This window comes from Helicobacter trogontum (assembly GCF_000765905.2).
Taxonomy (GTDB): domain Bacteria; phylum Campylobacterota; class Campylobacteria; order Campylobacterales; family Helicobacteraceae; genus Helicobacter_A; species Helicobacter_A trogontum.
Window position 1 is genome coordinate 39621 of record NZ_JRPL02000006.1, and the last position, 15032, is coordinate 54652.

At 33.4% G+C, this 15032-nt stretch carries 14 protein-coding genes and 1 pseudogene; 12 read left to right on the forward strand and 3 right to left on the reverse strand.

All coding sequences use genetic code 11. From position 1 onward, the window contains the following. Positions 1 to 123 precede the first annotated feature (123 nt). A complete protein-coding gene (locus LS81_RS03910; protein WP_034344303.1) occupies positions 124 to 2430 on the forward strand; it encodes a secretin N-terminal domain-containing protein in 2307 nt (768 codons plus the stop codon). A gap of 164 nt (positions 2431 to 2594) precedes the next feature. Next, a complete protein-coding gene (locus LS81_RS03915) occupies positions 2595 to 3647 on the forward strand; it encodes a phospholipase A (protein WP_237022197.1) in 1053 nt (350 codons plus the stop codon). A gap of 152 nt (positions 3648 to 3799) precedes the next feature. Here the strand turns inward: LS81_RS03915 and LS81_RS11225 are convergent, their stop codons facing one another. The 3 genes from LS81_RS11225 to LS81_RS03920 form a co-directional block, all read right to left on the reverse strand. Then, complete coding sequence (locus LS81_RS11225) at positions 3800 to 3946, reverse strand: hypothetical protein (protein ID WP_161976743.1); 147 nt, start codon at positions 3944 to 3946, stop codon at positions 3800 to 3802. A 65-nt stretch (positions 3947 to 4011) separates the two neighbouring features. Continuing rightward, the gene (locus LS81_RS12310; protein WP_267892487.1) at positions 4012 to 4140 is read right to left on the reverse strand and encodes a hypothetical protein; all 129 of its coding nucleotides are present in this window, start codon (positions 4138 to 4140) and stop codon (positions 4012 to 4014) included. Positions 4141 to 4737: 597 nt separating this feature from the next. Then, positions 4738 to 5046, reverse strand: coding sequence for a hypothetical protein (locus tag LS81_RS03920; protein WP_034344299.1), 309 nt, complete (start codon positions 5044 to 5046; stop codon positions 4738 to 4740). A gap of 323 nt (positions 5047 to 5369) precedes the next feature. Here LS81_RS03920 and nhaA point away from each other — a divergent pair, with 323 nt between their 5' ends. From nhaA to LS81_RS03970, 10 genes and pseudogenes are all read left to right on the forward strand, one after another. Further along, positions 5370 to 6665 (forward strand): Na+/H+ antiporter NhaA, encoded by a 1296-nt coding sequence (nhaA, locus tag LS81_RS03925; protein ID WP_034344297.1) that lies wholly within the window; start codon positions 5370 to 5372, stop codon positions 6663 to 6665. 51 nt (positions 6666 to 6716) lie between these two features. Next, a complete protein-coding gene (yajC, locus tag LS81_RS03930) occupies positions 6717 to 7046 on the forward strand; it encodes a preprotein translocase subunit YajC (protein WP_034344296.1) in 330 nt (109 codons plus the stop codon). Between the two features lie 20 nt (positions 7047 to 7066). Further along, positions 7067 to 8725 carry a protein translocase subunit SecD gene (gene secD, locus LS81_RS03935; protein WP_034344294.1) on the forward strand — a complete coding sequence of 553 codons (1659 nt, stop codon included), beginning with the start codon at positions 7067 to 7069 and terminating at the stop codon, positions 8723 to 8725. A 13-nt stretch (positions 8726 to 8738) separates the two neighbouring features. Next, complete coding sequence (gene secF / locus LS81_RS03940; protein WP_034344293.1) at positions 8739 to 9713, forward strand: protein translocase subunit SecF; 975 nt, start codon at positions 8739 to 8741, stop codon at positions 9711 to 9713. Positions 9714 to 9760: 47 nt separating this feature from the next. Further along, complete coding sequence (locus tag LS81_RS03945) at positions 9761 to 10552, forward strand: plasminogen-binding N-terminal domain-containing protein (RefSeq protein ID WP_034344291.1); 792 nt, start codon at positions 9761 to 9763, stop codon at positions 10550 to 10552. A 573-nt stretch (positions 10553 to 11125) separates the two neighbouring features. Then, positions 11126 to 11476: pseudogene (locus tag LS81_RS03950) on the forward strand (diacylglycerol kinase). 18 nt (positions 11477 to 11494) lie between these two features. Continuing rightward, positions 11495 to 12709 carry an MlaE family ABC transporter permease gene (locus LS81_RS03955; protein WP_034344289.1) on the forward strand — a complete coding sequence of 405 codons (1215 nt, stop codon included), beginning with the start codon at positions 11495 to 11497 and terminating at the stop codon, positions 12707 to 12709. Continuing rightward, positions 12706 to 13473 carry an ABC transporter ATP-binding protein gene (locus LS81_RS03960; RefSeq protein ID WP_034344286.1) on the forward strand — a complete coding sequence of 256 codons (768 nt, stop codon included), beginning with the start codon at positions 12706 to 12708 and terminating at the stop codon, positions 13471 to 13473. Before LS81_RS03955 ends, LS81_RS03960 begins: the two co-directional genes overlap by 4 nt. Positions 13474 to 13482: 9 nt before the next feature. Beyond that, positions 13483 to 14250: an MlaD family protein gene (locus LS81_RS03965; protein ID WP_034344284.1), complete on the forward strand. Its 768-nt coding sequence runs from the start codon at positions 13483 to 13485 to the stop codon at positions 14248 to 14250. A 10-nt stretch (positions 14251 to 14260) separates the two neighbouring features. Continuing rightward, complete coding sequence (locus tag LS81_RS03970; protein ID WP_034344281.1) at positions 14261 to 14839, forward strand: hypothetical protein; 579 nt, start codon at positions 14261 to 14263, stop codon at positions 14837 to 14839. Positions 14840 to 15032 lie beyond the last annotated feature (193 nt).

Genomic DNA, 15032 nt, shown 5'->3' on the forward strand with positions numbered 1-15032 from the left:
TCAACATGGAATACCATACAAATCTATGCAATCTATATTGATATAGATGATATCATCTTGTAAAAATATATTGAAGCAAAAGTATATAACATTCAAGATGATGATATTTAAAGTGTATAAATTATGGAAAAGCAAAATAGTGATGGAATCTTTAATATATGTCTAGAAAGATTTCAAGGCATTTTTATTTCAATTACATTTTTTATAGTTTTGTTTTTTCATACTTTATATGGCGAACAAAATATAGTCCAATTGCAAGAATCACCTCCCACAAAAGAAGCACAATCTTATTCAAATCCCATTCATAATCCACCAGTTAATACATATAAATTGCAAACATACTCCATCATCCATGATCTTCGCACAGCATTTGAGCCCTACTCTAGTATGGATACACAATATAAAGTTATCTTAAAAGAGTATAATGCAATGCTAAAAAATATGCAAGATTCTAATAATCACTCTTTAGGCACTATAGCTATACCAGAAAGATTAGACTCTAGAACCTCTCATACACAAAAACCCACACCCACAAACACAAAACAAGATCGTACATCACAACAAGAAGTGTATAATTTAGAATCTAATCTCTATCCACTTTCTCAAGAGATACCGCGTGTATACACATCTCAACTAAACTTAACGCCAGATTCTAAATATAGCCCACTAGATCCTACAGCCAAGCAAGGAATGAATTTCACAGACATGTATTCTACTTACGCAGATTTTCTATCCATTCTTGATGCTTCCTGTTGTTCTGTGTCATTACCAAATAATGTTATCAATAGCTTTGATTTAAGAGGTTCAAAACAAGCTTTACAGCAAATAGAAACTAGATTAAAAGATTCTACACAGGGGGTTGATGTGCAATCTAAAGATATGCAAAACCACACAAATATACAGAATCTAGCACGACAACAAAGTATAGCAAATCAGCAAAATAACACAAAAACAGATATTGATATAAACCTACTTGCTCCAAAGTGTATAAAAAAGAGGTTTAATATTACAAAGGATGAAAAATTAAATATCCATACATTATTACACGCCCTTGCAAAAGAGTGTGATTTTTCCATACAATATACGCATAATGCTAAGCAAAACCTACATAATCATCAAAATATAACGCTCAATATACGCGACAAGCCGCTTGATTTTGTATTAAATATGCTTTTAGGTAATATGTTTTATACCATAGATTCCAATCGCTTGATCATCAGCGATATTTCAATGCAAATGTTTACAATCAATTATATTTCAAGCACAAGAATGGCACAGAGCAGCACAGATGTCTTATTCTCACAAGAACAGCATGATAACTATAATATGGGATATAATGGATTCTATAATAGTATGATTCCAAGCTATACACAAAGTTATGCGTGGCAAAATAATCCAGCAAATACGCAAACTTCACAAAGAGAAAATCAGAGCATGTCAGGCTATCTTGATAACCTCTCATTGCGTAATCAACTGCGTTCTCAAATGAGCACAGCCAATACACGTTTTGGAAAAAGTGGAACAAAAGTGTATTCTCTTGATGAGATTAATTTTTGGGCAGATATAGAATCTAAACTGCACATTATGCTTGATACAAAGCTTGGTGATAAATTTATGATTGATAAAGGTGCAGGGCTTATTGCTGTATGGACTACAAAGCAGAAGATGAGAGAAGTCTCACATTTCTTGCAAAATTTGGAGCAAAAGATGAATATGCAAGTAGCCATTGATGTAGAGATTTTATCACTCATGCATTTTCAGACCAATAATGTAGGTATTGATTGGCAATCAATATTTTCTATTCTCAATCCGACACAATCAAATCTCAATCTATCGTTTGGTGGTGGTGGTGCCATGCTTACGCTTGGAAATAATAATGCTGATTTGCAAAGTATTTTTAATCTCTTACGCACCTATGGTGATTTGCGTAGTCTTAGTAATCCAAAAATCATGGCATTAAACAATCAGCCCGCACTCATTAGTGTTGGCTCTGTCCTGCGTTATACACAAAATCTTGTGTATCAATCCAACAATACAAATACGACAATTCAGAATACAAGCACACAATATCCAAGTATTTTTGCTGGGATCTTGCTTGATATTACTCCCTCAATTAGTGAAGATTCAGTAATTTTACGTATAAATCCCTCCATTACAAAGACAAAAGATCCAGAGATGGAAAACATTGCTCAAGCATTAAGTGCACCACCAAACCTTAGCACAAATCAGCTCTCTTCAATCGTCAGACTAAGAGATGGTGAACGGGTGATTATTGGCGGATTACTCAGTAATGTTATCCAAAATACAAGCCAAGCAATCCCAAAAATGGGTGAAAATAAATGGTTAAAAAATATTTTTGGCAAACAGAGTAATATTAATCGTAATGAAGAATTAATTATAATTATCACGCCACATATCATACGACAATAATCCCTTCCTTTCTTTACACAACCAAGCCTATCTACGAGCGAATAATTGACATTTTATCGCTAGAATATACCCTTTTTAAATTAACAGAGGAATATTAGTATTTTATTACGGGGGTTTATTATATGCGTATAAAAAAAATCTTTGTGATGTATATACTATTGCATATGTATATAGCTCACGCATTAGTTAGCAATGTGGAAAGTGATACAAGGGACTTGCAGACGACACAACAAGACAAGAAAAATCATAGCCCACAAACAAAAGAATTAAAACCAACTCATAAAGAGGTTATGGAGCAAGAAGATTCTAAGTCAGAAGCCTCTAAGCAAGAAAGTGCATTGGAGAAACGCATAATAAATGACTATGCACGCACACAAATTCAGCCTTTTAAATCCGATACGCTTGATATAAGATCGCTTTTTTCATATTTTAAATTTTATGAACCATGGTATATACTACCCGCATATTATAGCTTTAGTGATATGTATAGCCCAGATTTAATGCGTACAGAGATTAAAGCACAAATTAGCTTTCGTTTGGAGTTATTGAATGATGTGGTATGTAAATTTTGTGCTTTTAGCTTTGATTATACGCAAAAAATCTATTTACAAACTTACAATGATCCACAAAGCTCACCTTTGCGTGATACAGACCTATCTCCAGGTGTAAGTTTTATATATAAAAAGCCTATTCCTATTGCCAATGGAAATGGTGGCTATTTTAATTGGTTTTCTATAGGATACAACCATGTAAGCAACGGAGAGAGAGAAAATGTAAATAGTGCCGATCCGCGTCAAGCAGAGTGGGGTGGCAATTTTGTGAGGTCCAAGGCACTTGATAGGGTGATCTTTGAAACAAACTATAGATACAAGAATTTTAATACACGCATACGCGCATGGGTAAATATTTCTGCAATCGCTTATGATGGTGCAAAGACAAATGGTGATATTGGAAAATATATAGGATATGGGGATATCAAATTCTCTTATACATATAAAAACAATCACTTTGAGCTGTATCTTAATAATATTTTTAACAACTATTTTACACGTGATTATTGGAATTGGAAGGGACTTATTGAGCTTGGATATAGCTATGGAGTAAGTAAGCATTATGCTATTTATGCACAGTATCTTTATGGTCATGGTGATAGTTTGTATGAATATAGTTTGCCTGTGAATAGAATTGGTGTTGGTGTGCGTCTGCGTGATTTTTAGGTTCTAATGTAACTTAAAATAAAAATAACTTTAGAGTGTAAGATCTCAAATTCAGATTCAAATATCTATGATATTTGATGCAGCAACACTGCATTCAAAATCTATCAAAGCGTTTTTGCTTTATCTACAAAATGCTTACATAATCTAGGCAATCACATATAGGTTTTATTGCTGCTGCTTTTGTTATGCTGGGTAATCTTTTTGCTTGGAGTGAAGAGAAGTTTACCATTTAAAAATTTATCATCAAGCAATCCATCGTGAAGTTTATCATTTTCATCAAGGTGGTATTTATGAGTCATGTCTAGTATGCGTAGGTTAGTCTAAAATTTTTGTCTAATTCGTTTTTTTGTTGCTCTAAAAGTCTTTAATCTTTTTTATCTTTGCTATACTCATTAGGTTTATAATTAGAATCTACTAAGCACAAATATCCATAATTTACCATAGCTAATTTGGCGTTATCCTCAAGTTTTTCTATTTGCTGCTTGTTATTCATTCTTAATCCCTTTTTCTAATCTCATCGCATTATATGCAATCTTTCACTTTAGGCACTCATAAGGGGTATAGCTAAAATGGCAAGAACAACACGTCATGTTTTAATATATAAATGTTTTATATCTGTTAATTGTTTCTGTCAATGTGTGGCTGTAGGGCATAAAATTCCACAATTATAACAGTATCTTTAAGTTTGGGAGTTTATTTATTGCAAATCTATTTTTGTTTACATATTTGATATCTATTCATCGTCGGGTAGCAGGGTTCTTGATAATATTCCAATTTTATAAGTTGTTTGCTCGTTAGTTAAGGTATTAGATATTACTTTATTTAACTCCCCCAATTTAATGTATCCAAACTAAAATCAAAGTAACGCAGAATCTCATTATACTTTTTATCATCATTTGAGAGTTCATTTATTTTACATATCTTTTAAATTCTTAATCACTAAGCTGCAGTCTATAAGGAGTATATAGAGGGATTATTAAATAGATAGATTCCAAACAACAAATAAGGTCTAGGCAATCTTTCAGGCAAGATAAACTTTCTTATGAATCTTGATTTGCTACCATTATATTAAACCTTGTTGCCATCTATATTATTGTCTATTTCTTGATGATATTTTTTTTGCAAGAAATAATTTGAGCATAGTTTTATTATCTTTTGCAAAATATGCTATGATAAAAGCCAATGGTATTGCTAAAATACCTGTTATTAATGGAGTGCACAGCACAAGGAAAAGTGAACAACAAGTAATCATGGCATAATATCCCTGTTTATTATTTCTAAATCGATAATTTTTACTCATAATAACACTTGCTAAAATCAAACAAAAAGCAGCACTAAGGCCAAAATGTAGCATTATTGCAGCGGTAGATCCCATGGGATTTAATATTGCATTAAACATTGCTATCCTTTCTAATTATGGAATGTATAAATTAGCTAATACAACGACATTCTAATAACTTTCTATATATTGTACCATACTATCTTGTAAAAATAAGAGAGTGTATATAAAAGCATCTACTTAAAACAAATAAATACAAAATCAGTCAAGTTTTCTTAACAAGCAAAACCACCCTGATAAATCTAGCTCTTACCTTAAACTTTATAGCTTATATGACATTAGGAAACAAAATATAAAAATACAGAAAAATACATCTTGTTTTATTATGCTTTAAGTTTTTTATTATAATAATCTCATTTTTTAAATAATAAAAAAGGATTATAATGCGTGTTACACAAGTTTTGATGAGTTTTATCCGCAGTGAATCTTTTGGTGGTATTTTTCTTGGGATTAGCACAATTATGGCACTTATTATTGCTAATTCACCATTATCGCATATGTACCATACATTTTTTGAAACACCTTTTGGCTTTCAGTTTGGTGAATATTTTGTGGGTATGGAGTTGAAAATATGGGTAAATGATGTGCTTATGTCATTTTTCTTTTTACTTGTTGGGTTGGAGATTAAAAGAGAGATGCTCTTTGGTGAGTTAAACTCTTTTTCAAAAGCTGCCTTTCCAGCTATCGCTGCATTGGGGGGCATGATAGTCCCAGGTGCAATTTATTATGCATTAAATATTGGAACCGCTTCAAGTCATGGGTTTGGGATTCCAATGGCAACAGATATTGCCTTTGCATTGGGCGTGCTGCTTATACTTGGCAAACGCATTCCTATCGCTTTAAAGGTGTTTCTTGTTACCCTTGCTGTTGTTGATGATTTGGGTGCTATTGTTGTTATTGCTTTATTTTATGGGGATTCTATACATGCTTTATGGTTGCTTGCATCAGCTGGTATCATCGTGCTATTAGTGCTCTGCAATATGCGTGGTATTAAACATTTGAGTGTATATCTTGGGCTTGGGGTTTTATTGTGGTTTTTTGTGCATGCAAGTGGTATTCATGCAACTATTGCTGCAGTTATCTTAGCATTTTGTATTCCTGTAAAAGCAAAACGAGACTTCCAAGCATTTTACGAGCAAATGGGTGTATGGGCAAAAAATTATGAACACAAACAAAACAAACAAAAATCTATACTTTTAGATCATGATAAATTAGAGTTTGTGCAAGAAGTGCAACAAAGTGCAATAAACACACAGAATCCACTCTTGAGATTGGAGCATTTTTTGCAACCCTGGAGTGCTTATTTTATTATGCCTTGTTTTGCATTTGCCAATGCGGGTGTAAGTATTGAGTCTAATTTTAATTTCAACATAGATCATATTTTTCTTGGCGTCTTCTTAGGCTTGGTATTAGGCAAGCCTATTGGGATCTTTCTTGCATCATTTTTGTGTGAAAAACTCGGTATTGCAAAACGACCTGATGGAATCTCTTGGAAATATATCTTGGGTGCGGGTATGTTAGCAGGTATTGGTTTTACAATGTCGTTATTTGTGTCTGAACTCGCCTTTGATATACATGAAGCAAAAGAATTGTCTAAAATTACTATCTTGCTCGCATCACTGACTTCATGTATTATTGGTGTTGTATTCTTGCTTTTATCTGGCAAAGCAAAAAATTAACATTTTTTGTGTTAGAATCTATGCTTTATTTTTTAGGTATGAAGGAGATATATGCAAGAGCTTATTAGTTTTTTACCATTAGCAGTTCTTATTGCAGTGTTTTATTTTCTTGTTTTTCGTCCGCAACAGCAACAAAGAAAAAAGCATGCTGCTATGGTTGAATCTTTAAAGAGAGGGGATAAGATTGTTACTAATGGTGGTTTTGTATGTGAGGTAATCAAGCAAGATGATAGGTTTATACTTGTAGAGTTGGGTGATACGCAAGTAAGGCTTGCAAAAGAGTTTGTAGCCTACAAAGTTGATGAAATGGTAGAACAAGATGATTCCAATGCAGATTCAAAGGAAGAAAAAGAATCTAAAAGCAAGCATGATAAAAAATAGAATATAGGTTAGACTAGCGTATGGCAAAGATTCACACAAATATACAAAAACCTTTTAATTATAGGTTGTTGGTCTTTATTGTTGCGTGTTGTTTTGGAATCTTGTTTAGTATTCCTTCATTTTTCCAGAATTCTGATAAATATCCTTTCTTTGATGGTTATAAAAAAATTACACTTGGACTTGATTTGCAGGGTGGATTAAGTCTTTTGCTTGATGTCGATGTTAATGAGGCAGTTAGCAATAAATACGGAAGTATGCTTAGTGATTTAAAACATGAAACAGATAAGAAAAATATGTTTATCAACAAACTAAGAATGCAAGATGATTCTATAAGCTTTGTATTGCTTGACTTAAGTAGGCTAAAGGATATGGAAGCCATCTTTGGCAAGATGGAAGGCGTAGTATGGAGTCAAAATGGGAATACGTTTAATGTAAAACTTGATGAAGAGGCTATAAAAAAAGTGCAGAGAAACGCCCTTGATCAAACAATCTTTACCATTCGTAATCGACTTAGTGGTTTTGGTTTGACAGAGCCAAATGTTTTACGCGAGGGGATCAATCAAGTCCGCGTAGAAATGCCTGGTGCACAAAGTGAAGAGGAGCAGCAAAGACTTATCAAATTGATTTCACAGAATGCACAGCTTGAGTTTATGGCAGTAGATGAAGATCTTGCAAGACGCATGATGAATGGTGAGACAATCACAGATGAAGAGGCAATGCAATATGGCTCTGTGCTATTGCCATATGCTGAAAACGACATAATAAAATTACCTCTAAAAGCTATCCCTATTCTTGATGGAAGTTCTGTTGTAAAAGCTGATTCTACGTTTGATGAGAACAAAAAAGATGCAGTGAACTTTAAGTTAGATTCTAAAGGTGCTGAAATATTTGGTGATTTTACGGGGCGAAATATCGAGAAAAGACTAGCAATTGTTCTTGATAAACGCATTATTTCTGCACCTAGCATTAGTAAAAGGATTGGTGGGGGTAGTGGTATTATTACTGGTAACTTTGATAAAAAATCAGCAAGTGATCTGGCTATCGCACTTCGTTCTGGTGCTCTTCTTGCCCCTGTTTCTGTGGTAGAAAAACGAGTTGTAGGTCCTAGTCTTGGTGCAGATTCTATACAAGCTTCTGTTATTGCCCTTGTTAGTGGTTTTATCCTGGTTGTGGGCTTTATGATTGCGTATTATGCTATGGCTGGTGTCTTTGCATCTCTTGCACTTATTATCAACCTTTTCCTGATCATTGCGATTATGGCACTTTTTGATGCCACGCTGACGCTACCTGGTATGGCTGGTATTGTGCTTACTGTAGGTATGGCTGTAGATGCGAATATTATCATTAACGAACGCATTAGAGAAGGGCTTAAATCCGGTATGGGTATAACAAAATCACTGCGTGTTGGTTATGAAAATGCTTCTCGTGCAATCTTTGATGCAAATATTACATCGCTCATTGCTTCCGTTTTACTTTATATTTATGGTACAGGTGTGATAAAAGGCTTTGCAATTACCACTGGTATTGGTATATTAGCCTCCATTATTACAGCTATAGTTGGTACACATGGGATTTATTTGTGGCTTGGTAACTACATAGAGCGCAGTAAAAACACAGCTTTTTGGTTTGGTATCAAACTGGATTCAAAAATACAGATAACAACACAACAAAAGCGTTAGTAAGGAAATAGGCATGGAGATCTTTAAACAGCAGAAAATTTTTGATTTTGTGCATTGGAGCAAGTATGGTTTAATAGCATCTATTTTGCTCACGCTTACTTCATTTTATTTGTTTTTTGGTGTGGGTTTTAATCTTGGGATTGATTTTGCAGGTGGTAGCACAGCTCAGATTCAATATACACAGCAAAATGCACCTATGGCAGAAATACGCAAACTTTTAGCAAGTGATGAGCGTTTTAAGAACTCACAGGTGAGCCGATTTGGTGCTGATAATGAGATTGTAATTAAGATTCCATTTAATGAGAATCTGAAAGTAAGCGAAATTGATACTATACTGCATACCCTACTGCAACCAAGTGGTGATTTTGCAATCAGAAAACTTGACACAGTTGGTCCGCGAGTTGGAGATGAGCTGCGTAAAAGCGCTATATTATCACTTGTTTTAGCAACTATTGCGATGATGGCGTATGTAAGTTTTCGTTATGAATGGCGTTTTGCCCTTGCTTCTATTATAGCATTGGTGCATGATATTGTTATTACTGCAGCGAGTGTTATTATTTTTAAAATCGACTTGAATCTTGAAGTCATTGCAGCATTGCTCACTCTACTTGGCTACTCGATCAATGATACCATTATTATTTTTGATAGAATCCGAGAGAAGATGCTTGAGGGCAAAAAGATGAACGCACATGAGATAATTAATGAGGCGATATCAAGCACACTTACAAGGACAACACTCACCTCGTTAACTATGTTCTTTGTAGTCTTGACACTTTATATTTTTGGTGGGCAAATTATTGTAGGATTCTCTTTGCCTTTGCTTGTTGGTATTATATTTGGCACATATAGTTCAATGTTTGTGGCACCAAAACTTGCAATTTTACTTAATTTTTCTGTTGAAGCATATTATGCAAAAGAGGTGCAGAAAGCCAAAAAACAAGAAGAAAAGAAACGTATGCGACAGCTTTATGAGGGTGGTAGGGTATAACTACGATAGGGTTGGACTACAATTTAATAGTTTTATAAGGTTTATACATGAAAAGATGTGTTATGGCTTTGTTTGTATTTATGGCAAATACTATGTTGTTTGGGAATCTTGTATATGGTGATCAAGGCATAGAAGATAAAATAGATATAAAAGATTCTATAAAACTTATGACACAGCCTGAAATAAGTAAGATATTAGAAATAAATAAGCAAGATAATACTATGCTTGTAACATTCGCAAATATTAATCTTAAGGTTGGTGAGAGTGGTATTGTCATGCGTGATTTGTCATCTTACCAAGCGATTGTGGCAAGTGTGGTTGTGGTAAGGTTGGAAGGCACAAAGGCTGTGGCTAAGGTACTTCCTTTTACACAATTAGCCCAGCCATACTTACCAACACCAAATATGACACCAGAAGTGGGTGATATAGTGATCTTTAGAAGTTTTAACAACAAAGCTTTTCTTATTGCTCCTAATGAAACAACTTATAAAGCCATTGTTGAACAATATGATTTTATAGAGTTTGTAAATTCAGATTTATTAATGGGTTTTTTAAACTCACAAGGTAAGCATGATCCAACACCAAAAATACTGCCAAAAGCATGTAATGAATATGGTGTTGGGCTTGTATTTATTGTAGGTAGCCAAGATATTGGGGTTTTTAATTGCCAAAATGTTGCTAGAATCGCAAAATATAAAAATACATTGACAGATACAACAACAAAATCTCCATTTTATACACGCACAAGTTTTGAGGGCGGTGGTTCATTAACCTACTCACTTTCATCAAAGAAAAGTAAAAATTATTTTTTATACTATGATGAGTTTTTAAAAGATTAAAGTCTTTTATTTATTGTTTCTTTGTAGTGCATCTTGGTTATTAGGCATTTAGATAAGTCCTACCACTTCCTTATAATTCAAGATTATTATGAGGTGAGATTCTTGCGTTGTGAAATCTAAAGTTTTACTTTTACTTACTAAATTTTTAGTTCTAAATTTGCTTTTCTTTCCGACTCCCACTCATTAATATCGTATGTTATGTATACGACAAATTTTCTTTCTTGTTATGTGTTATCTAACAATTATCGCAGTAATGTATATAGTTTTTGTCGTATTTTTACTATTTTTCTAGTTTAGTATTCTTAAGAATTATGCTTTTTTAATTTCATGTTATAAAAACTTAATTGGAAGCATTGTGTGCATATTTTGATAGTTTTTATGTGAAACACTGCCTTGCAGATTATATACTAATATGTTTTGTTTTCAGTTTTAATTCATTATGGGCTTTATGTGTCAAGTTATGTTTTTATGAATTATTTGCATAAACATGTATTTTTTTTGTTAAGATACATGATTCATGATAAATTTTTCAATCATAAATAAAGGGATAGAGTGAAAAGTGGTAAAAAAGGGATGAAACGCATTATAGGGGCATTCTTTTTCTCATTAGCAGGGCTGAAAGTCTGTATTAGCGAAGAGACTTCTGTTAGACAAATCCTTGCTGTGTTTGTGCTGTTCTTTATTATCGCATGTTTTTTGGGGCGTAACTTTTTTGAGATTGCTTTTTTGGTTTTACCTTTATTTCTTATGGTGTTTGCAGAATTGGTAAATACAGCTATTGAAAAAATTATTGATTTAGTTTAACCCACCTTTCATCCACTTGCACGAGATGCAAAGGATATTGGTAGCAGTTTGCAGTTTGTTTGTATGTTGTTTGCTGCTTTTATTTGGGGTGGCTATTTGCTTGTTCGTTTTATATTATAGAATCTTTAAGGATAGGCTTTGTTTGTTTCAGATAGTGAGATTCAGGAAATATGTGCTCGTTGTAACACTATAAAACCACCTTCAAATGCTATTATAATAGAGGGACATTGGGATAGTTTTGTTCAGCAAGCCTATATTACCGCCTTGCGTGCTCAAGTGCAGAAATATACTGGAGAGATTCATATTGTTTTTCAGAATGCAAAAGTTGGTATTATTTTTATGCTACTTTTACGCAACACTTTAGAATCTAGTCAGATAGAGGATGTGTATATTTATGTTGATAGTATGCAGACTGTGCGTCTTGCTTCATTCCTCTCATCAGAGCGTTACGCATTATATCTTAATGGTGAGATCTATGTTGCATTAGATAACAATGATAATGCAACAATAAAGAGCGTCCTAAATACGCCCTATAAGAACAATAAGTTAAATATTTTTTCTAGTTTTTTTAATCTTATAGGAAAGTGGTGTGTTAATTTTTATCAAACCACTATATCGTTTTTTAATTTTATGGGCATGTTATTGCATTTCTTTGTGTTGAGTTGCTTAAAACCCTCGAATTTCCGCATAAGATCTCTTATTTACCATATTTACGAACAAGGATTTAAGGCATTGCCTGTTGGACTTATGACATCTCTTATTATTGGTTATGCAATTACATTGCAAGGAGCATACCAACTAAATTCTATGGGTGTACCGATCATGAGTGTTGATACTACTGCAAAACTTGCTCTAAGAGAGATGGGACCATTTATCCTTGCTTTAGTTATTGCAGGTAGAAGTGCCTCAAGTTTTACTGCGCAGCTTGGATCTATGCGATTGACAGAGGAATTATCTGCAATGAAAGCTATGAATTTAAACATATTTTATTTTCTTATTATTCCTAGAGTCTTAGCACTTATTATTGTTATGCCATTAATGGTGTTTGCTGCAGATGCAGTCGCACTTTTTGGCGGTATGGTTGCGATTAAAACAAGCATTAATATTGGTTTTGAAACCTATCTGGAAAGATTTTATGAAACAGTTTCAATTACACATTTTTGGATAGGGGTGGTAAAAGCTCCTGTATTTGGTGCAATTATTGGTATTGTTGGGTGTTTTCGTGGTTTGGAGTGCAAGGGCGATACGCAATCAATTGGTAAAATGACAACTATGAGTGTTGTTAATGCAATATTTTGGATTATCATGGCAAATGCAATTTTTTCCTTTATTTTTACAAGGTATAATCTATGAGCAATATTGTTGAAGTCAATAATCTTACTACACATTATGGACATACGCTTATACATGATTCTATAAGTTTTTCTGTGAAAAGAGGGGAGATTTTCTCCATACTTGGTGGAAGTGGGAGCGGTAAAACCACACTTTTACATACACTTATATTCTTACACAAACCAACATCTGGAAATATTAAGATACTTGACACTGATATTTGGAAGTTAAAAGATTCCAAAAAACATACTATTATGCAAAAAATGGGCGTTGTATTTCAGTTTGGTGCACTTTTTAGCTCATTAAGTGTGCTTGAAAACGTAACAAGCTTACTTGAAGAATACTCATATTTTCCATCACACCTTTACCCAGAGATTGCAAAATTTTGGCTACATAATGTGGGACTTGATTTAAGCGTATGCAATAAGTATGTTAATGAATTAAGCGGTGGTATGAAAAAGAGAGTAGCTCTTGCAAGAGCATTGTGCACAGAGCCAGAGATTCTATTCTTAGATGAGCCAACAAGTGGGCTAGATCCCGCTAGTGCATGTAAATTTGATGATTTGATTGCATCTTTGAAAGAGAAATTTGGCGTAACAATAGTTATGATTACGCATGATTTAGATAGTATAAAAGATGTTACAGATAGATTTATTTTGCTTGGTAATAAAAAGATTGAATTTAGTGGAACGCTAGATGAGTTTGCAAAAGAAGCAAATAATGGATTGCATCAAGGCAGCCTTTTCCATTCAACTCGTGGTGAAAAATATTGGAAATATAAATAAGGATGATGTATGGAGAGAAATATTAATTATACACTTATTGGCATGATTTTTTGTATTTTAACAGTTGCAATGATTGCATTTATTTTTTGGATTGGTCGTTTTGGGATTGATGATAGAAGAGTTAAAGTTTATCATGTTTATACTCAAGATGAAGTTGGGGGTATTAGTGTAAATACACCTGTGAAATATAAGGGTATTAGTGTGGGCAGTGTAACTCATATGGGGTTTAAAAAGGATGATGTGGGCATTGTGCAAATTGATGTTGCAATCAATAAGAAAATACCTGTAAGAGAGGGTTCAGAACTCATTGTAGATTCTGATGGTTTTGTAGGTATGAATTATTTAAGATTAAGACAGAATGAAAAAGGCAGTGTGATTAAAGATGAAGATGAAGCAACACTTTTTCTAGCAAAAAATGCGATTGGCAAACTTCTTGAAAATGCGCAAGGTATGACAAGTGATATACAAGATATTGTAAGTAATGTAAAAAATATCACTGATAGCAAAAATATTGAGGATATACGCAATATGCTTATATCACTAGAGGGGACAAAGCAAAATATTGATAAAACCTTAAATAGTGCCGATAAGCTTTTGAAGGATTTAAATAAAGCATTATTACGTGGTGATTTTAATGTGAGAGAGATTCTAACACCACTTATTGATAAAAGTGGATATAGCTTACAAACGCTTAATGCTTTCCTTGAAAAAGCAAGTCTTTTTATGGATAGGATGGAGCGAGAACCTTATGAAACATTGCTTGGAAAACGTAATTAAAGGAGTGTGTATGCGGTTACAAAAAAAGTTTATATATGGAATTTGTGCTATTTTGATTATAATGTGTTTGCAAGGCTGTTTCAATGTCAATCTCAAATCAGTCTTGCCAAATCAGACTTTTTATAGTCTTGACAATGTGGTGTTAGAAGATAAATGCAAAAAGAAGCAAAATGGTTTTGCTCTGCAAGTTAATGCACTCTCACCTTATGATAGTAAAGATATTTTACTCTATAATGAGAATAATGAAATTAAAATAATACCAGATTATAAATGGATTGATTTACCAAAAAATATGGTGCGTAATGCCTTTATAAAAGTTGCTGCAAATCACTGCTTACAGATAGATCAAAACCCATCATTAAGCCAACGATTAAATATTCTGCGTCTTAATATTAATGACTTGTATGTCAAGGGTGTGGATGATTATGAGGGGAAAGTATATCTTACCTATGAAATCCTAGGATATGATATGAAACGCATACAAGAGGGCAGCATAACAACTTCAGCAAAGGGTGAGAATCCTGCGATTACCTTGCAACATGCCATGAATGAAGCATTACAAAGACTTGCTAGTGAGATAAAGAAGTGATCTTTATATTTAAGGATCTATATGCTATATATGCCACAATATTTAGGCATTCTTTGTGATGATAAGGTGTAAACCCCTTGTTAATAAGGGGTTGCAATAATGTTATATAAACATATAAATATGCGTATATTTCTTGCTATAAAGTTTACATTTTGCAAGGAGTATTTAATAAATCACAATAAAATTGCAATTA